We start from the raw sequence: 18,056 nt of genomic DNA on the forward strand, positions 1-18,056 counted from the left end.
TGGAGGTGAATATGCGCATCGCCGTCCTGAAGGAGCTCGCCGAAGGCGAGACCCGCGTCGCCGCCACGCCCGAAACCGTGAAGAAATTCATCGGGCTGGGCGCTGAAGTTGCCGTTGAAGCCGGGGCAGGGGAGCAGGCGTCGATCGCCGATGCGGACTATGCCGCCGCGGGCGCGAGCGTCGCCACCCGCGCCGACACGCTGAAGGGCGCGAACATCATCCTCGCGATCCAGGGACCCGATCCGAAAGGGCTTTCGGGCTTTGCCGACGGCGCCTGGCTCGCCGCGGGGCTCAATCCGTTCGGCGAGCGCGAACGCGTCGATGCCTATGCGAAGCTAGGGCTCGAGGCGCTCGCGATGGAATTCATGCCGCGCATCACGCGCGCGCAGTCGATGGACATATTGTCGAGCCAAGCGAACCTCGCGGGCTACAAGGCGGTGCTGATCGCGGCAAACGCCTATGGCCGCGCCTTTCCAATGATGATGACCGCCGCGGGCACCGTCAGCGCCGCCAAGGCGTTCGTGATGGGCGTCGGCGTTGCGGGGCTGCAGGCGATCGCGACCGCACGCCGCCTCGGCGCACAGGTCAGCGCGACCGACGTGCGCGCGGCGACCAAGGAACAGATCCTCAGTCTCGGTGCCAAGCCGATCTTCGTCGAGAGCGTCGCGGGGATCGAGGGCGAGGGTGCGGGCGGCTATGCTACCGAAATGTCCGACGAATATAAGGCGGCGCAGGCCGAACTCGTGTCGTCGCACATCGCCAAGCAGGACATTGTCATCACCACCGCGCTGATTCCGGGGCGACCGGCGCCGCGGCTCATCAGCGACGCGCAGCTCGCGACGATGCGCAGCGGCAGCGTGATCGTCGACATGGCGGCCGAAAGCGGCGGCAATGTTGAAGGATCGGTGTCGGGCGAAGCGAAGCGCATCCACGGCGTTACCGTGATCGGCGCAAAGAATATCGCGGCGCTGATGCCCGCCGACACGAGCGCGCTGTTCAGCCGCAACCTGTTCAACTTCCTTTCGGCCTTCTGGGACAAGGAAGCCGGCAAGCCCGTGCTTGACGAGGAAATCGGCAATGCGGTGCGGCTGACGCAGGGCGGCAAGGTCGTGAACGAGCGGCTCTTGGTATGATCGTCCTTCTCGCCGGACTCGCCCTCCTGGCGCTCTTCGTCTCGCTGGTGATGTTGTTCGGCGCGCGGCCCCGGCGGGTGAGACCGTGGCCGGGCGCCCGCTTGGTCCGAGAGCCCCGGTCCGACAATATCGAAATCTTTCGGGACATGTTGCGGCGCGCGGAAATCGCCGACCGGCAGCGGGACACGCCTGCCGGTCCCCCCACTGGCCATTCGTCGGAGTAATTTATGGACTTCATCGCCATCTTCTCGATTTTCGTCCTGGCCTGCTTTGTCGGCTATTTCGTCGTGTGGTCGGTGACCCCGGCGCTGCACACGCCGCTGATGAGCGTCACCAACGCCATCTCCTCGGTGATCATCGTCGGCGCGCTGATTGCCAGCGCCGCCGCGGGCTCGGCGACCTCGAAATGGCTCGGTCTTGCCGCGGTCGTGATGGCCAGCATCAATATCTTCGGCGGCTTCGCAGTGACGTCGCGCATGCTCGCGATGTACAAGAAGAAGGAGCGCTGAGATGGACGTTCAGGCCATTCTCTCGGCCGCGACCGGCGGCCATGGCCCGGTAAATCCCTGGGCCGCGATCGCCTATCTGGTGTCGGGCATCCTCTTCATTCTCGCACTGCGCGGCCTGTCGTCGCCGGCGACGGCGCAGAGCGGCAACCGCTTCGGCATGATCGGCATGACGATCGCGGTCGTGACCACGATGCTCACGCACTTGCCGCTGGTACATGCAGACGTCGGTTATGACGGATATGATCCCGGTGCGGTCATTGACACCATCTCGCTCGTCGAAATCCTCGTCGCGATCGGTATCGGTGCCGTGATCGGCATCGTCATGGCGCGGAAGATCGCGATGACCGCGATGCCGCAGCTCGTCGCCGCCTTCCACAGCCTCGTCGGCCTCGCCGCGGTGGCGGTTGCCGCCGCTGCCTACCTCAATCCGGTCGCGTTCGGCATCGCCGACGCCGCGGGGCAGATCTTCACGGTCAGCCGCGTCGAAATGGGCCTCGGCATCGCGATCGGCGCGATCACCTTCTCGGGCTCGGTCATCGCCTTCCTGAAGCTCAACGGCAATATGTCGGGCTCGCCGATCATGCTGCCCGGGCGGCATGTCATCAACCTCGGCACGCTCGCCGCGATCGTCGCGCTGACCGCTTACTTCACGCAGGACCAGTCGCCTTGGGTGTTCTGGACGATCACGGGCCTCAGCTTTGCGATCGGCTTCCTGCTGATCATCCCGATCGGCGGCGCCGACATGCCCGTCGTCGTGTCGATGCTCAACAGCTATTCGGGCTGGGCCGCGGCGGCGATGGGGTTCACGCTGGGCAACACCGCCATGATCATCACCGGTGCCTTGGTGGGTTCGTCGGGTGCGATCCTGTCGTACATCATGTGCCGCGCGATGAATCGCAGCTTCATCAGCGTGATCGCGGGCGGTTTCGGCGGCGACGATGCCGCGGCGGCCGCCGGCGGGTCGAGGGAACAGCGCCCGTGGAAACCCGGCAGCGCCGAAGACGCCGCCTTCCTGATGAGCCAGGCCGAGAATGTCATCATCGTCCCCGGCTACGGCATGGCGGTCGCGCAGGCGCAGCATGCGCTGCGCGAAATGGGCGACCAGCTGAAGAAGGAAGGCGTGAACGTCAAATATGCCATCCACCCGGTCGCAGGGCGCATGCCCGGCCATATGAACGTCCTGCTCGCCGAGGCGAACGTCCCCTATGACGAGGTGTTCGAGCTCGAGGACATCAACGGCGAATTCGCGCAGTGCGACGTTGCCTTCGTCATCGGCGCCAACGACGTGACCAACCCGGCGGCGAAGACCGACAAGACCTCGCCGATCTATGGCATGCCGGTGCTCGACGTCGAAAAGGCGAAGACCGTATTGTTCGTGAAGCGCTCGATGGGTGGGGTCGGTTACGCCGGCGTCGACAACGACGTATTCTACATGGACCAGACGATGATGCTGCTCGGCGATGCCAAGAAGATGGCCGACGACATCGTCAAGGCGCTGAGCGGTAGCGGGCACTGAGCCGTATCGCGAGGCGGAAAAGCTGCGTCTTCATGATCGCGCCCGGCTGTAAGGTCAGGCAAAGCGGTTCGCGCCGTTGATCCCTCTTGCCTTTTTGGGCGCCGCACTCGATCCTCACACAGATCAGCCCTCCGTGCCACGAAGCCGGCGGCGCATCGTTGACGGAGAGAATGAACCGGTGGCGACCGAACCGAGCAGCGAACCCGTGGTCCCGCTTGATCCTTCCTGGCCGAAAATGTCGATTGCCGAGGCGACCGCGATTTTGACCGCGGCGGGTGCGCCCTTCGAGATGGAAACCGTCAGCATCGGCGGGATTGCGACCCGGGTCTGGAAGAACGCGCCGCACGACCTCGGCGCGCTGCTCGATGTGTCGCGCGCCCATGGCGAGCGGCTTTTCACGATCCTCGATGAGGAGCGCGTGAGCTTCGAGGCCAACTGGCGCGCGGTCGCGGCCCTTGGGCACGCCTTGCACGCGCTGGGGGTGGGAAAGGGCGACCGCGTCGCGCTTGCGATGCGCAACCTGCCCGAATGGCCGATGATCTTCTTCGCGATCACCTCGATCGGCGCCATCGCGGTGCCGCTCAATGCCTGGTGGACCGGCGCCGAACTCGCCTATGGCATCAACGATTCGGGAGCGAAAATCCTCTTCGTCGATGCCGAGCGCCACGCGCGCATCGCTGACCATGCGGGGGCGATGCCCGCGGTCGAACGCGTGATCGTGGCGCGCGCCGATACGGCGCCCGCGGGTACGACACTACTCGAGGATATTGTCGGCGCCCCGGCCGACTGGGCGCGGCTGCCGGCGACCGACCGGGCCGCGGTTTCGCTCGACAGCGATGACGATGCGACGATTTTCTACACGAGCGGCACGACCGGCAATCCCAAGGGCGCGCTCGGCACCCACCGCAATCTCGTCACCAATATCCTGTCCGGCGGCTTCTCGGCGGCGCGCGGCTTCCTGCGACGCGGTGAGGCGTTGCCCGAGCCGCGGCCGCGGACGTCGCTGACCGTTATTCCGATGTTCCACGTCACCGCCTGTTCGGCGAGCCTGATGGGCAGCATGGCCGCGGGCCATACGACGATCTTCATGCGCAAATGGGATCCGCTGCGCGCAATGGAAATTATCGAGCGCGAGAAGGTCAACGTCACCGGCGGCGTGCCGACGATCGCCTGGCAATTGATCGAGCATCCCGACCGCGCGAATTACGATCTCTCCTCGCTGGAGGCGATCGCCTATGGCGGCGCGCCGTCGGCGCCCGAACTGGTCAAGCGCATCTATGAGGAGTTTGGCGCGCTGCCCGGCAACGGCTGGGGCATGACCGAGACGATGGCGACGGTGACCCATCATTCGGCGGAAGATTATCTCAATCGCCCGACGAGCGCCGGACCGCCGGTCGCGGTGGCCGATCTCGAAATCCGCGCCGAAGACGGTGTGACGGTTCTCCCGACCGGCACCGTGGGCGAGCTCTGGGCGCGCGGCGCGATGATCGTAAAGGGCTATTGGAACAAGCCCGAGGCGACCGCCGAGACCTTCGTCGATGGCTGGGTCCGCACCGGCGATCTGGCGCGTCTCGACGACGAGGGCTTCGTCTATATCGTCGACCGCGCCAAGGATATGGTGCTGCGCGGGGGCGAGAATATCTACTCGTCCGAGGTCGAGAATATTCTCTACGCCCATCCCGCGGTCACCGATTGTGCGGTCATCGGCATCCCGCATCGCACGCTCGGCGAGGAACCCGCCGCGGTCGTCCATCTGGCGCCCGGGACGAATGCGACCGAGTCGGAATTGCAGGATTGGGTTCGCGCGCGGCTCGCCGCTTTCAAGGTGCCGGTGGCGATCCGCTTCGTGGCCGATACGCTGCCCCGCAATGCCAATGGCAAGATTTTGAAAAGGGATCTGAGCGCGCTTTTCGTCAAGACGACGGACGACGCGGTCGCTTAAGCGGGTGGCGTGGCGGGAGCATGGTTGCAGGATCGCTTGGGCGCGCCTGGAAGGGGCCAGTGCTCGCATCGATATGGCCTCATTGAAGACAGCCATTGCAGCCTTGGCCCGGCCTGCACCGGCGTCAGCTAGTACGCCTGCAGACTATCGATCCCGGTGAGCCCGCCGGGCGCGTTGCATTCGCCGCCGCATGTCGTTCCAGACGCTGACCTGCTCAAAAAATCCTTGGGGTAAGGGAACTTGCGTGTCGTCGGCAGGTTTTCTGGACCGCGAGGAGTTGACGATGAGCCGTGACAGAAAGCCCGACGGAAAATATGATCGTGTTGCGCCGCCGCTGCCGCACCCTTCGTGGCGCCACGGAGCGCCGGAGGCGAAAGAAAAGCCCGCGCGGCTGACCGCAAGAGAGTTCTGGGCGCGCCTCGGGCTCTGAGCTGTTCGATGGCGCCCTTCGGCCATTCTTCGGGGCTTTCGCCGGGCCGGCGATGCGAGCGGGTTCGAAGCAACGGAACATGACGCAGCGCGCCGAAATCATCGCCATCGAGGAACGGCTGCGCAGCGCCATGCTGGCGCGCGATATCGCCGCGCTCGACGCGCTGCTCTGCGACGATGCCCTGTTTGTCGACCAGAATGGCGCGCGGATTGCCAAAGCCGCCGATCTTGCGATGCACCGTTCGGGGCGTCTCGAAATCGCGTCGCTCGATTATGCCCCGGACATGCTTGTTCGTTGCTACGGCGAAGCGGCGGCGACCTGCGTCACAGCGGAAATCAGAGGAACCTTCGATGGTGCCGCTTTCTTCGGACGCTTCGTCTATTCGCGCGTGTGGACGCGCGAGCCGGATGGATGGCGCGTTGCGCAAGCGCATTGTTCGGCGGTTCCCGCAACGGGGTGACCGGGCCTGGCACGCGCGTCAGTCGTCCGTGCGCGCGATCAGCGCCTTCACGCGGCGGGCGAAATGGTCGAGCTGAAACGGCTTGGTCATGACGTGCATGCCCGAATCGAGATGGCCGTGGTTGAGCACGGCATTCTCCGCATAGCCGGTGACGAAGAGCACCTCGAGATCGGGCGCGAGCGCACGGATGGATTCGGCAAGCTGACGGCCGTTCATACCGCCGGGCAAGCCGACATCGGTAATCAGCAGATCGAACGGGCCCTGGCTCTCGAACAGCCTGAGCGCCGATGCGCCATCCTCGGCCTCGACGACGTGATAGCCGAGCGCCTCGAGCTGCTCGCTCGCAAGCATTCGGATCAGCGGCTCGTCGTCGACGAGCAGGATGGCCTCGCCCGCCGAGGATCGCGGCGCTTCGCCCTTCTCGATTTCGCGCGCCTGCTCGGCGGCATCGGCGGCTCCGTAGCGCGGAAGATAAATGCATACCATGCTGCCCTGGCCGGGCTCGGAATAGATGCGGGCGGCGCCGCCCGACTGGCCCGCGAAACCATAGACCATCGAGAGGCCGAGCCCCGTGCCGTGCCCCATGGGCTTTGTCGTATAGAAGGGGTCGAAGGCGCGCGCGGCAACCTCGGGCGTCATCCCCGTCCCGGTGTCCGATACACAAATCGACACATATTGGCCCGGAGTGAGCCCGCGCTGCTGCGCGCTGTTCTCATCCATCCAGCGGTTCGACGTCTCGATCGTAATCTTGCCCCCGTCGGGCATCGCGTCGCGCGCGTTGATGCAGAGGTTGAGCAGGGCATTTTCGAGCTGGTCGGCATCGACGAAGCACGTCCACAGACCCGCAGCGCCCGCGGTCTCGACCGCGATGGCCGGTCCCACGCTCCGTTCGATCAGTTCCTGCATGCCCTCGACGAGCTTGTTCGCGGCGACCGGCTTCGGCTCGAGTGTCTGTCGCCGCGAGAAGGCCAGCAACCGCTGCGTCAGACTGGCGGCGCGGCGGGTCGCGCCGCTCGCAGCCGTAATATAACGGTCGAGTTCCGCGACACGGCCCTGCGCGATCCGCGCCGCCATCACCTCGAGACTGCCGCTGATCCCCGCAAGAATATTATTGAAATCGTGCGCGAGGCCGCCCGTCAGTTGGCCGACGGCTTCCATCTTCTGGCTGTGACGGAGTGTCTCCTCGGCGGCCATCAGTTCAGCGGTACGCTCGTCGACCTGTCGCTCGAGCGTCGCGTTGAGCTCGGCCAGCGCAAGCTCGGCGCGCCGGCGTGCGGTGATATCCTGGAAGAGCACCGCGACCTGCTTGCGGCTCGGCGGCTCGATGCGCACCGCCGCCAGTTCGAGGAAGCGGCCCGTCGCGACCAGCTCCTGCTGGAAGCGGATAGGCTCGCCGGTGCGCAGGACCTTGCCGTAACGCTCGATCCAGGCTTCGGCTTCGTCGCCGACGATTTCGCGCAGCTTCTGGCCGACGACATTCTCGATGCCCGCGTGCCGTGCGTAGGCCGCGTTGGCCTCGAGGTGGATATAGTCGCTGTCGGGGCCATGCGGGCCGTCGAAGAATTCGATGATGCAGAAGCCCTCGTCGATCGCATCGAAGAGACCCTTGTAGAGTTCTTCGCTCTCGCGCTGCGCTTGCTGGACACGGAAGCGCTCGGTGACATCGGCGCCCTGGACGAACACGCCGTCGACCTTGCCGTCTGCCCCGAGCAGCGGCTGGTAGACGAAGTCGAGATAATGGTCGCTTGCCGGCTCGCCGGGCCGACCCTGGCGCCGGAAGAGGGCGCCGCGCGCGGAATAGGCCTCGCCGGTTCGGTAGATCTCGTCGAGGATGGCGACAAATCCTTGCGCTGCGGCGTCGGGCAACGCCTCCGCAACGGTGCGGCCGACGATGTCTCGGCCGCCGACCAGTTCGATATAGGCCGGGTTGGCGAGTTCGAACCGGTGATCGCTCCCGCGAAGGAGCGCCATGAAATTGGGCGCCTGCTCGAACATATGCGCGAGGATCGGCCCCACGCCGCTACCGCCTTCGTTCACGCAACGCCCTTTCTCTCTGCCCCGCGCTGCGCGATATTGCACGGTGCATAATCCGGAACCAGACCGATAACGAGGACGGCAGGCCGTAGTTCCGGCACGACGAAGAGATTGAAGATTTGCCCGGTTATAACATAAGATAAGTCGTTTCTTTGCCGTAATGGCAGAATGTTCGAGGGTGCTGTGCTCGCCCGCAACCGGACGAACCCTTGCCCAACGAAACGCTACGCCGCGCGCTCAGAGCGCAAACGGCTTCACAACATCGATTGCTCGACGATGCCGTCGGGTCGTTTGCGACGGTCGAGGCCTATGGACGCTTCGTCGCGAACAGTCTCGCGTTCCGCGCTCCGGTCGAGACGCTGCTTGCGCGCGGCACCCGGTGGCCGCTTCTGCCGCTGGCGGACCTGATGCGCGAGGATCTGGCCGACCTTGACGTGGCGCCGCGCCCCGAAGGCGTGTTCGCGAAGGCGCTTGGGGGGGGCGGCGAGGTCGGTATCGCCTATGTCCTCGAGGGCTCGGCACTCGGCGCCCGGCTGCTCGTCCGCCGCGCGGCCGCACTCGGTTATGGCGCGCGCTACGGCGCGCGGCATCTCGCGAGGCAGGTGGAGGACATCGCGCGCTGGAGGCGCTTTCTGGCGCTGCTCGAGACGATCCCGGACAGTCAAGCCGATGCGGTGGTCGCCGGCGCCGTCGCGGCCTTCGACTTCGCGCTCGGCATCTATACTGTGGAGACGGTATGACGACGGGCGTCGACCTGACCAACTGCGACCGCGAGCCCATCCACATCCCTGGGAGCATCCAGCCGCACGGCTGTCTTGTCGCCTGCGACGCCGGGGCGGCGACGATCCTGCGGCATTCGCTCAACTGCGGCAACATGCTCGGTGCGGCGGGCAATCTCAACGGGCGCGACCTTGCGTCCGTCCTCGGTGCAAAGACCGCGCACGATATTCGGAACGCGCTCGGACGCGCCCAGCTCAGCGGACGCTCGGCGCTGATGTTCGATTGCGTACTGGAAAACGGCCGTCGCTTCGATGTCGCGGTGCACCGCTTCAAGGGCAGCGCGATCATCGAGTTCGAACCCGCAGAGGCCAATCTCGCCGCGCCGCTCGAAATGGCGCGCGCGATGATCGGGCGCATTGCGGCAATCGACGGCGTCGGACGGCTGGCGAAGGACAGTGCGCGGCTGGTGCGCGCCGCCCTCGGTTACGACCGGGTGATGATCTACCAGTTCGGGCCCGACGGTGCCGGCAAGGTGGTGAGCGAAGCGAAGCGCGCCGATCTCGAAAGCTTCCTGGGCCAATATTTTCCGGCGACCGACATCCCGCAGCAGGCACGAGCGCTCTATCTCAAGAACACGATCCGGATCATCTCGGACGCCGATTTCGAACGCATACCGGTCGAGCCGGCGCTCGACGCATCGGGCGAACCGCTCGACCTCTCGTTCGCGCACCTGCGCAGCGTCTCGCCGATCCACTGCGAATATCTGCGCAACATGGGCGTCGGCGCCTCGATGTCGATCTCGATCATCGTCGACGGCGAGCTATGGGGGCTGATCGCGTGCCACCACTACAGCCCCCGCACCTTGTCGATGGCCGAGCGCGTTGCGGCCGAAATGTTCGGCGAATTCTTCTCGCTCCATCTTAATGCGCTGCGACACAAGCAAACGCTGGACGCGGCGCACCGCGCGCGCGAGGCACTCGACAGCTTCCTGCGCGATACGGTCGGCTCGCATGACATCAACGGGTTGCTCCGCGACAAGCTGTCGCAGTTCGCCGGGCTCATTCCTTGCGACGGCGTAGCGATGTGGCTCGACGGACAGATGTCGGTCGTGGGGTCGGTGCCGCCCGAGGCGGCCATTCTCGCGCTCGCGCGTTTTTCCGAGACCGTCGCCGATGGCCAGATATGGGCAACCCACAAACTCGCCAATGTCGTGCCGGGCGCCGAAGATTATGCGCCGATGGCGGCCGGCATGCTCGTCGTGCCGCTTTCGCAGCGGCCTCGGGACTTCCTCTTCTTTTTCCGCAAGGAGCTCGTCCACACGCTCGACTGGGCGGGAAATCCCGACAAGACCTATGAGACGGGGCCGCTTGGCGATCGGCTGACGCCGCGCAAGAGCTTCGCGATATGGAAGGAAACCGTGCGCAGCGAGAGCGCGCACTGGACCGAGCAGGAGCGACGCTTTGGCGAGGCAACGCGCATCGCGCTCGTCGAGGTCATCCTCCAGCACAGCGAGCGGCTCGCCGACGAACGTACCAAGGCCGAGCTTCGCCAGCGCATGCTCAACGAGGAGCTCAACCACCGGGTGAAGAACATCCTCGCCGTGATCCGCTCGCTCGTTGTGCATCCGACCGCCGATGGCGAGACGCTCGAAAATTACGCTGCATCGTTGCGCGGCCGCATTCAGGCCTTGTCGCTTGCGCACGACCAGGTCGTGCGCAACGATGGCGGCGGCGCCCTACGCGATCTTTTGCACGCCGAACTCATGCCCTATTGGGGCGATGGCGAGCGGGTGAGGCTGGATGGCCCGGCGATCTGGATGGACGCGCGCGCCTATTCGATCATGGCACTCGTCCTGCACGAGCTTTCGACCAATGCCGCCAAATATGGCGCGCTGTCCTGTCCTGCCGGGCGGCTTTCGGTGACCTGGTCGCTGACCCCCGTTGGCGGATGCCGGATCGCCTGGCGCGAGGCGGGCGGTCCGCGCGTCGCCGCGCCCGCGCGCCGCGGTTTCGGCTCGGTGCTCATCGAGCGCAGCATACCCTTCGATCTTGGCGGCGATGCGGCGATCGAATATCTTCCCGATGGGCTCGAGGCCGACTTCACCCTGCCGTCGCGCTTCGTCGCGCTGCGTCAGGCCGAGGCGGCGTTCACGAACGAGGAGCTGCCGATGGTCGACCGTCACGACAATCTCGACCTCAAGGGCAAGACGGCGCTGATCGTCGAGGACCAGCTTCTCATTGCGATCGATCTCGAGCAGATATTGGAAGATGTCGGCGTAACCGTGCTCAACACGCTGACCTCGTCGCGCGACGCGCTCGACTTTCTTGCGGGCAGTCTTCCCGATTTTGCGATCCTCGACATCAACCTCGGGCAGGGGACGTCCGAGCCGATCGCGCGCCTCCTCGCAGAGCGTGGCACTCCCTTTCTCTTCGCCACGGGTTATGGCGACGACGGCGCGATCCCCGACGACATGGCCGCGGTGCCCGTTGTGCGAAAGCCCTTCGAGCGCGATGCGCTGCTCGACAAGCTCAGGCTCGTCTTGGGCTGAAGGGCCGCAGGCGTCTAGTCGCCCGGCGGCGGTCGCCATTTGGCGTCGACGATCTGCACGATCAGCGCGCAGTTCAACTCGCCGTTTTCATCGGTGACGTTGATCCGCAGCCCCTTGTCGCGGACGAGCATGTCGGGGTCGTCGCTCAGCAGGCCGCCGCCGAAGCGGATCGCTTCGCGCAGGGCCGACGCATCGTCGTCGAGCTCGCTGCCTTGCGCGTCGATCTCCTCGGCGCCGTCGAAAAGATGGAAAAAATAGCGGGGCATGGGCAGGCGTCTCCAATCATGGCCCGCCCTTGCTCAGACAACCGCCGAACTCTGGTTTCGATGCAGGTAAATATCGGAAAATTGGGCAATTCTGTGCAGCGTGGCGATATCGGCGATCGAGACACGCCGCGACACGCGCCGGATCGCGCCCTCCTTCTCGAGTTCCCGCAATGTCCGGTTGATGTGAACCGGGGTCAGGCCGAGCAGGTCGGCGAGTTGTTCCTGCGTCAGCGGCAGCTCGAAATTGCCGATCGTCTCGCCGGCGATCTGCTCGACCCGGTATAGCAATTCGCAAAGCAGGTGCGCGAGGCGGGTCAGCGCATTGCGGCGACCGATGTTGAGAAGCCATTCGCGCCCGATCGAAGCTTCGATCAAAATGTCGACGAGCACCGCGCGTGCGAGACCAGGGCGCGGCGCTACGAGGTTTTCGAGATCCTTCAGCGCGAAGATCGCAAGCTCGACCTTGGTAAGCGCCTGGAGATTGTGGTCGGCGCGGTCGAGATAGAGTGACTGGAAATCGAGCGGATCGCCCGGAATCTTGAGCGCGACGATCTGCCGGCCGCCATCGGCGGAAATTTTTTGCCGGTAGGCGAAGCCCGACAGCAGCACCGGACAGATTTCCGCGCGCTCGCCTTCGCGGAGGATATGATCATTCGGTTCGAGGGTCTTGATGCTGAAGGGTAGCGATGCGATGGCCGCCTGATCGTCGGCGGAAAGGCGGCTGTGACTGATCAGCTTGCGAACGAAGATGCCAAGGCGACCATGTCGGTGCGCCTGGACGGCGTCGCCCATCCAGCGAAACGGCGCGTCGATTTCCCTGTGCACATGCCCCTCCGGTTCGTTGCAACTCATCGAAGCTCAAACAGACCGGTTCGAAAAGCGTTCCCGTAGGCGATAGCGGCTTCGCAGCCCGGCGTGGGGACGCATTGTCGAGCGAGCGGTGTCTCTTTTGGCGCCCCGGTACAATCACGACGATCCGGTGCGCAGTACATGCGGCGCGCGACCCTGAAGAGCTCTTCCTCTTTTGAGGACAGATATCTTCTTCTGACACCCGCCCGGGACAACGGGCGGGTGTCTTTTTATCAGGGGAAACCGCTCTGCATCCTTCGATCGCACGGTATGCGGTTGCGCAAAATCCTTGTTCGATGGCCCTTGTCCAACGCTCTGCGCGTCAGGGCGCTTCATCGGTTCACGGTCCGACATCGGAGCCCGACGGGCGGAGGCGATGGCCTTCGCTCGCCGGGAAGCCGAGCGCGGCCGCCACACGGTCGTTCCAGCCATAAGGATCGGCGCGGATGACGAGCTCGCCCGCATCGTCGAACAGGACCGTCTGGTATGTGAGGCGAACCGGGATCGGGCGGGGCAGGGGAACGAAGCTTTCCTTGCCCGTGGCGCGCGCCTTCTCCCACGCGGCCGAAATGCCCTCATCCTTCGCGAGCATCGCGGCGAAGCCCAGCGCATCCTCGACGCGGACGCAGCCATGGCTGCGCTGGCGCTGCACCTCGCTGAACAACTGCTTCGCGGGCGTGTCGTGAAGGTAGATCTGATGCTCGTTCTGCATGTCGAACTTGACGAGGCCGAGCGAGTTCTTCGGCCCGGGCTTCTGGACGATCCAGCCGTCTTTCCACATCATGTTGTTGCGGCGGAGATAAGCGGAGCCTTTTCCTGCGATCTCCTTGTTCTGGATCGAGCGCGGGACGGTCCAGGTCGGGTTCGCAACAAGCCGGTAGATCGGCGATCCGAGCTGCGGGGTCTCGGTCTCGGGCTTGCCGACCACAACCTTGCGCGTGTCGGCGAGCTTGCCGTCGCGCCAATAGGCGAGCCGCGCGGAGGCGAGGTTGACGTCGATGCGGGTCGCGGGGGGATCGCGGTCGAGCCAGCGTAGTCGCTCCATTGCTACCGCGAGCGTGCGGGCGCGGTCGCCGTCCGAAAGATTGAGAATTTCAAGCGCGTCGCTGCCGATTACGCCGTCGGCCTTGATGCCATAATCGGCCTGCATCCGCTGGACCGCCTTCACCATATCGGGGCTGTAGGTCTCTCCCTGCGCCGCGCCCGCGTCGAGATAACCGGAGGCGACAAGCTGGCGTGCGATGGCAGGAACGCGCGCGTCGCGCGCTCCCGGGTCGAGCGGCTTTCCCGCGTCGGGAATCGCGGTCGCCGGGGCCTCGTTCGCCTTGCGCAGCACGCGATAGGCCTTCGAAAGCGCCCGATAATTATCGTCCTGCGGTACGAGGCTTCCGAGCCAGTCGTCGACCTTGCCCCTGGCAAGCGCCTCGGCAAGGCCGTTCTTCAAATTCGGGTTCGGCCGCGGAACCGAGTAGATGTCGCTAAGCTTCGCCGGATCCGACGCACCGCGCGCCAGGGCGCTCGCATATCGGAGCGCGCTTTGCGTGAGCGCGGCCTGGTCGCTTGTGTCTTCGGGCATCTCGAAGCGCATCCGGTCGAGGCCATGCGCGGCGCGGCCATCGATCGCGGCGCGCAATTGCTTCGCGGTGGCGTCGGTCCAGCGGGCATTTTCGGCGGTCAGGCCCGATGGCGAGGAGCTGGATGAGGAATTGCATCCGGAAAGGGTAAGGGACAGGGCAAGCAACGAACACGCAATCACACCATAACGCACGCAAATCTCCTCGGCGGCCTGAAGAGATAACCCGGGAGCGGAGGCGGCGTTCCGGCGCGGTCGCGAACCGGGTGATATATTGTCGGCGATTTTGCCTAGGCGCGGGCCGCGTACAGCAGCCGGCCCGTCCCGAGATGGTCGAACACCGCGTCGAGGCACGCATCGCCCACCGCGAAGCAGCCTTGGCTGCGTCCCAATTTGCCATGCGCCGCAATCATGGTCTCATCGGCGTACCAGGCGCCGTGAATGACGATCGCGCGCTCCATCGCATGATCGTTGGTCGGGTCGAGCCCGGCGAGCCGCTGCGAGCGGCCATGCTTGCCGACATAATAGTCGCCGGTCACAAACGCACCCTCGCTCGACGCGTTCGATCCCGACGCGTTGGAGAAGCGCTCGGCCCAGCCCGTATGCCGCGGATCGGATCCGCTTCCGTGCGCCACGAGCAGCCGCGACGCCTGGCCGCTCGCCACGTCGAGGAAGTGGAAACGCGCGTCGGACGAAGGCGCCGCAAAATCGACGATGGCGATGCGGTCGCGGTGCCGGATCGCGCCGGCGTGGCTGTCGAGCGCTGCAAGCGCCTTGCGCAGCAGCTGCGGATCGAGTGCGGCGTCCCTGATGCTCTGCGTTCGCGGACGCGGCGACGGAGCCACGGCAACGGGTCGCTCCGGCAAGACGCTCGAAAGCGGTCCCGCGGTCGAGCGGGTCAGGAGGCTGGCCGCTACCGCTGCGCCCGACATCATCAGGGTTCGCCGGCCCGGTCGAAAGGGCAGGTCGGTCATTGGCTTCATATAGGCGACCGGCGGAGCGATTGAAGGCCCGCCAGGCGCCGGACGCGCCGCACCGTGCGCGCGCATGGCCGAACCGTTCGCGGACGACCGCTCCGGCGGGGGAACCTCCTCCCGTGCGCCACGTTGCTGGGTCATCGCGGGGCGGGCGACTTGTCTTGGAGAATTCCGATGAAAAACGCCTCTGTTCTCAGCCTCGCCGTGTTTTTGGCGGCTTGCGGGTCGAACAACGACTCCGCACCGCCTCCCGCCGAAACGGCAACGGTGGATCAGGCTGCTCCCGCCGAAATGACCGCGCCCGCCGGCACGCCGGCGACCCCGGTCGACGCGGCGGGTTATATCGCCAAGGCCGGCGCCGGCGACATGTGGGAAATCGAAACCTCGAAGGCGCTGCTTGCCAAGTCGACCAACGCAGACGTGAAGGCCTTCGCGCAGATGATGATCGACAATCACGCCAAGTCGACCGCGAAAGTGAAGGCCGCGGCGGCCGAGGCGAAGATCGATGTCGCCCCGCCAAAGCTCGATGCCGACCAGCAGAAGATGCTCGATGATATCAAGGCCGCCGACGCGGCCTCGATCGACGCGCTTTATCTCGCGAACCAGACGGCCGCGCATGATGCCGCGCTCGCGCTTCATAAGGCTTATGCTGCGAGCGGGGACACGCCGAGCCTGAAGAAGGCGGCTTCCGAAATCGTGCCGGTCGTCGAGGCGCACCGCGCCGAACTTGGCAAGCTTGCCGCGAAGCGCTGATCCGATCGGCTCGCGCTCGGGCTCCCTCCAGGCGCGGGACGGTTGCGGGGTCGCGACCGCGGGCCGCGGCCCCGTCTCATCGGATTGCAGCTCGCGTTGCCGCCGGGCAGGAGAGGCTTTGCCGTCGACCCTGCCATTCCGATAATCGGAGTCGTCGAAGCAATACGGCCGGGGCAGCGGGGCGCCAGCGCGCGCCTTCGATCGTGAAGAGGCGTCGGGTCGGGAGCTAGCCATATGTGCCGCGCTCCCGGCCGCTTGCGTACCGAAAAAGGGAGCGGGACACCACCCGCTCCCTCATTCGAGGCTGGAGCTCAGCTCTGGATCTTCGGGCTGACGACGCCCGAGGTGTAGCGCAGATTATTCTGCACATGTTTGACGCCCGAGACGCCGTCGGCGATATCCTCGGCGCGGCGCTTCCCACGGCGGTCTTCTACCGTGCCGGCGAGGGTCACCTCGCCATCGGCGACGCTCACCTCGATCTCGGAAGCATCGATCCACACATCTTCGGTCAGCCGGTCATTGACATCCTCGCGTATGCGCTCGTCGGATCGTGCGTAGTTTTTGGGACCCCGGCCCCGGTGGTCGAGCTCGCGCCGGCGCTGCGCATCGCGATCGCCGAACCAGGACATGACTTCGTCGCCGGCGCGCTCCAGGAACCCGCGCCCGTCGGAGCGATAATCGCGCTCGCGCGTCGGGTTCGAGCGCCCATAAGGCGAGTAGCCGGGTGCGGGCGGGTAACCGAGTTCGGCGGGCCAGCCGAAACCCGAACGATCCCAAGCGCCGCCGCGCGCGTCGCCCGCGGCGTCCTGATACCGGTCATAGTCGCTTCGGCTGCCATAATAGTCCTGGCGGCGACCACCCGGCTCGCGCGCGTAGTCGGCGCCATAGCGCTCGCGCTGGCCGCTTTCGCGGCGATAATTTGCGCGATCCCGGCGCTGCTGGCTGTACCGGTCGCGCGAACGATCGTCGCCTTCCTCGGCAGCGACATAGGTGCGAGCCGCTTCCTCGGCACGGGCACGGTCCCAGCGCGGGGCTGCATCGCGGTCATCGGGGCTTCGATTGTCGCTATAATCCCAGAGCGGGGTGCGGTCGTCAAACCTGTCCATCTTGCGTCTCCTCATCTTGGACGGCGGGCAGGTTGCCTGGGGCGGCAACCCCCAAGCCTGACGAATTGACGCGTCGGCTTGGCGGAAGTTCCCCCAATCGAACGCCCTGCGACGGCCCGTTCGGCGGATACGCCCGGCCTCGGGAAAAATCGCCTCGCACAGGCTCTCGCATCCTCGCGCGACCAGCCCGCGCGCGAGCGAAACGTTGCCTATGTCGCGCGCGGCGGGCGCCGTTCATCGCTCCGCGCGGCAGCCCTACTCGTGGCGGATGGCATCGGCTCGGGTCACGCGACTCGCTTTGCGCGTTTGCGTTTCGCCGGCTCGGCAAGCTCGATCCAGACGGGCGTGTGATCGCTGGTTTTCTCCCACCCGCGCGGGCGAAGATCGACTTCGGCGGCCTTGAGCAAAGCCTTGGCGAGAGGGTTGAGCAGCAGGTGATCGATGCGGATTCCGGCGTTGCGCGCGAAGGCGTTCCGCCAATAAGGCCAGAACGTATAGAGGGTCTCATCCGGGTGAAGATGGCGGATCGCGTCGGTCCAGCCCTGATCGAGCAGGCGCTTGAATGCGGCCTTCGCTTCTGGTGCGAAGAGGGCGTCGTCCTTCCAGCGCTCGGGCTTGTAGACATCTTCGTCGGTCGGGATGACGTTGAAGTCGCCGACGACAACGACCGGCGCCTTGAGGTCGACGAGAGTGGCGAGGTGCGCGTCGAGGCGCTCCATCCAGGCGAGCTTGTAGTCGAACTTGGGGCCGGGACGGGGGTTGCCGTTGGGGAGATAGAGGCCCGCGATCAGCACGCCGCCGACCGCTGCCTCGATATAACGGCTTTGCTCGTCTCCTGGATCGCCGGGCAAGCCGCGGCGGGTCTCGTGGATTTCGCCGACGCGGCTGAGGAGTGCAACCCCGTTCCAGCGGCGCTGGCCATGCCAGATCGCCTGGTACCCCGCCTCCGCGATGGCCGCGCGCGGAAAGGCTTCCTGCGGCGCCTTGAGTTCCTGCAGTACGACGATGTCGGGCTCGGCGAGGGCGAGCCATTTGAGGAGGATGGGCAAGCGGCCGCCGATCCCGTTGACATTGAAGGTCGCGATTTTCACAGGTCCGGAAGCTTGCGATCGGCACCGCCGCGGCCTGCGAGCCCGGTGCTGGCGCGCTCCAGACGCACCTTTGTCTTGCCGACGATGGTCGGCGCGCGGCAACCGTCGAAATCCGTCGTGGAGAAGATGCCGGAGCTCGCCACCGCGTC

General features: G+C 65.7%; 16 protein-coding genes. 9 read left to right on the top strand and 7 right to left on the bottom strand.

What is annotated here, in order from left to right; all coding sequences use genetic code 11:
* Positions 1-11: 11 nt before the first annotated feature.
* The 6 genes from AC07U1_RS17985 (at position 12) to AC07U1_RS18010 (ending at position 5,990) form a co-directional block, all read left to right on the top strand.
* On the top strand, positions 12-1,133 hold the full coding sequence (locus AC07U1_RS17985; RefSeq protein WP_495178067.1) for an NAD(P) transhydrogenase subunit alpha: 1,122 nt from the start codon (positions 12-14) through the stop codon (positions 1,131-1,133).
* Positions 1,134-1,360: 227 nt separating this feature from the next.
* Positions 1,361-1,642 carry a proton-translocating transhydrogenase family protein gene (locus AC07U1_RS17990; RefSeq protein WP_058803547.1) on the top strand — a complete coding sequence of 94 codons (282 nt, stop codon included), beginning with the start codon at positions 1,361-1,363 and terminating at the stop codon, positions 1,640-1,642.
* 1 nt (position 1,643) lies between these two features.
* Positions 1,644-3,158, top strand: a complete 1,515-nt coding sequence (locus AC07U1_RS17995; RefSeq protein WP_495178066.1) for an NAD(P)(+) transhydrogenase (Re/Si-specific) subunit beta — start codon at positions 1,644-1,646, stop codon at positions 3,156-3,158.
* A gap of 235 nt (positions 3,159-3,393) precedes the next feature.
* Positions 3,394-5,100, top strand: a complete 1,707-nt coding sequence (locus tag AC07U1_RS18000; protein WP_495178473.1) for a class I adenylate-forming enzyme family protein — start codon at positions 3,394-3,396, stop codon at positions 5,098-5,100.
* Positions 5,101-5,290: 190 nt separating this feature from the next.
* Positions 5,291-5,530: a hypothetical protein gene (locus AC07U1_RS18005; protein ID WP_495197765.1), complete on the top strand. Its 240-nt coding sequence runs from the start codon at positions 5,291-5,293 to the stop codon at positions 5,528-5,530.
* Positions 5,531-5,609: 79 nt separating this feature from the next.
* Positions 5,610-5,990 (top strand): nuclear transport factor 2 family protein, encoded by a 381-nt coding sequence (locus tag AC07U1_RS18010; protein WP_495178065.1) that lies wholly within the window; start codon positions 5,610-5,612, stop codon positions 5,988-5,990.
* A gap of 18 nt (positions 5,991-6,008) precedes the next feature.
* On the opposite strand, the gene AC07U1_RS18015 is transcribed toward AC07U1_RS18010, so the two are convergent.
* Positions 6,009-8,027 (bottom strand): PAS domain-containing protein, encoded by a 2,019-nt coding sequence (locus tag AC07U1_RS18015; RefSeq protein ID WP_495178064.1) that lies wholly within the window; start codon positions 8,025-8,027, stop codon positions 6,009-6,011.
* A 263-nt stretch (positions 8,028-8,290) separates the two neighbouring features.
* On the opposite strand from AC07U1_RS18015, the gene AC07U1_RS18020 reads away from it, so the two are divergent.
* Positions 8,291-8,764, top strand: a complete 474-nt coding sequence (locus AC07U1_RS18020; RefSeq protein WP_495178063.1) for a biliverdin-producing heme oxygenase — start codon at positions 8,291-8,293, stop codon at positions 8,762-8,764.
* Complete coding sequence (locus tag AC07U1_RS18025; protein ID WP_495178062.1) at positions 8,761-11,292, top strand: HWE histidine kinase domain-containing protein; 2,532 nt, start codon at positions 8,761-8,763, stop codon at positions 11,290-11,292. The genes AC07U1_RS18020 and AC07U1_RS18025 overlap by 4 nt, the downstream gene beginning before the upstream one ends.
* Positions 11,293-11,306: 14 nt before the next feature.
* On the opposite strand, the gene AC07U1_RS18030 is transcribed toward AC07U1_RS18025, so the two are convergent.
* The 4 genes from AC07U1_RS18030 to AC07U1_RS18045 all read right to left on the bottom strand — a co-directional run bounded on the left by AC07U1_RS18030 (position 11,307) and on the right by AC07U1_RS18045 (position 14,915).
* Entirely contained in the window at positions 11,307-11,558 is a 252-nt protein-coding gene (locus tag AC07U1_RS18030) for a DUF6894 family protein (protein WP_495178061.1), read from the bottom strand.
* A 33-nt stretch (positions 11,559-11,591) separates the two neighbouring features.
* Positions 11,592-12,383 carry a Crp/Fnr family transcriptional regulator gene (locus AC07U1_RS18035; protein WP_158500048.1) on the bottom strand — a complete coding sequence of 264 codons (792 nt, stop codon included), beginning with the start codon at positions 12,381-12,383 and terminating at the stop codon, positions 11,592-11,594.
* 364 nt (positions 12,384-12,747) lie between these two features.
* Positions 12,748-14,148 (bottom strand): L,D-transpeptidase family protein, encoded by a 1,401-nt coding sequence (locus AC07U1_RS18040; RefSeq protein ID WP_495197766.1) that lies wholly within the window; start codon positions 14,146-14,148, stop codon positions 12,748-12,750.
* A gap of 122 nt (positions 14,149-14,270) precedes the next feature.
* The gene (locus tag AC07U1_RS18045; protein WP_495178059.1) at positions 14,271-14,915 is read right to left on the bottom strand and encodes a murein L,D-transpeptidase catalytic domain family protein; all 645 of its coding nucleotides are present in this window, start codon (positions 14,913-14,915) and stop codon (positions 14,271-14,273) included.
* A gap of 216 nt (positions 14,916-15,131) precedes the next feature.
* Here AC07U1_RS18045 and AC07U1_RS18050 point away from each other — a divergent pair, with 216 nt between their 5' ends.
* Positions 15,132-15,710: a DUF4142 domain-containing protein gene (locus AC07U1_RS18050; RefSeq protein WP_495178058.1), complete on the top strand. Its 579-nt coding sequence runs from the start codon at positions 15,132-15,134 to the stop codon at positions 15,708-15,710.
* Between the two features lie 311 nt (positions 15,711-16,021).
* On the opposite strand, the gene AC07U1_RS18055 is transcribed toward AC07U1_RS18050, so the two are convergent.
* Together AC07U1_RS18055 and xth are read right to left on the bottom strand one after the other, a co-directional pair.
* Complete coding sequence (locus tag AC07U1_RS18055) at positions 16,022-16,816, bottom strand: BON domain-containing protein (protein WP_495178057.1); 795 nt, start codon at positions 16,814-16,816, stop codon at positions 16,022-16,024.
* A 284-nt stretch (positions 16,817-17,100) separates the two neighbouring features.
* Positions 17,101-17,907 carry an exodeoxyribonuclease III gene (xth, locus tag AC07U1_RS18060; RefSeq protein ID WP_495178472.1) on the bottom strand — a complete coding sequence of 269 codons (807 nt, stop codon included), beginning with the start codon at positions 17,905-17,907 and terminating at the stop codon, positions 17,101-17,103.
* Positions 17,908-18,056: the final 149 nt, after the last annotated feature.

The sequence above is a fragment of the Sphingopyxis sp. GW821-FHT02C12 genome (genome assembly GCF_059421785.1).

Bases quoted from the DNA above. Each gene is read 5' to 3' on its own strand.
- AC07U1_RS18030 (WP_495178061.1), bottom strand. From the start codon at position 11,558: ATGCCCCGCTATTTTTTCCATCTTTTCGACGGCGCCGAGGAGATCGAC.
- AC07U1_RS18050 (WP_495178058.1), top strand. From the start codon at position 15,132: ATGAAAAACGCCTCTGTTCTCAGCCTCGCCGTGTTTTTGGCGGCTTGC.
- AC07U1_RS17995 (WP_495178066.1), top strand. From the start codon at position 1,644: ATGGACGTTCAGGCCATTCTCTCGGCCGCGACCGGCGGCCATGGCCCG.
- AC07U1_RS18055 (WP_495178057.1), bottom strand. From the start codon at position 16,816: ATGGACAGGTTTGACGACCGCACCCCGCTCTGGGATTATAGCGACAAT.
- AC07U1_RS17985 (WP_495178067.1), top strand. From the start codon at position 12: ATGCGCATCGCCGTCCTGAAGGAGCTCGCCGAAGGCGAGACCCGCGTC.
- AC07U1_RS17990 (WP_058803547.1), top strand. From the start codon at position 1,361: ATGGACTTCATCGCCATCTTCTCGATTTTCGTCCTGGCCTGCTTTGTC.
- AC07U1_RS18000 (WP_495178473.1), top strand. From the start codon at position 3,394: ATGTCGATTGCCGAGGCGACCGCGATTTTGACCGCGGCGGGTGCGCCC.
- AC07U1_RS18045 (WP_495178059.1), bottom strand. From the start codon at position 14,915: ATGATGTCGGGCGCAGCGGTAGCGGCCAGCCTCCTGACCCGCTCGACC.
- AC07U1_RS18025 (WP_495178062.1), top strand. From the start codon at position 8,761: ATGACGACGGGCGTCGACCTGACCAACTGCGACCGCGAGCCCATCCAC.
- AC07U1_RS18010 (WP_495178065.1), top strand. From the start codon at position 5,610: ATGACGCAGCGCGCCGAAATCATCGCCATCGAGGAACGGCTGCGCAGC.
- AC07U1_RS18005 (WP_495197765.1), top strand. From the start codon at position 5,291: ATGTCGTTCCAGACGCTGACCTGCTCAAAAAATCCTTGGGGTAAGGGA.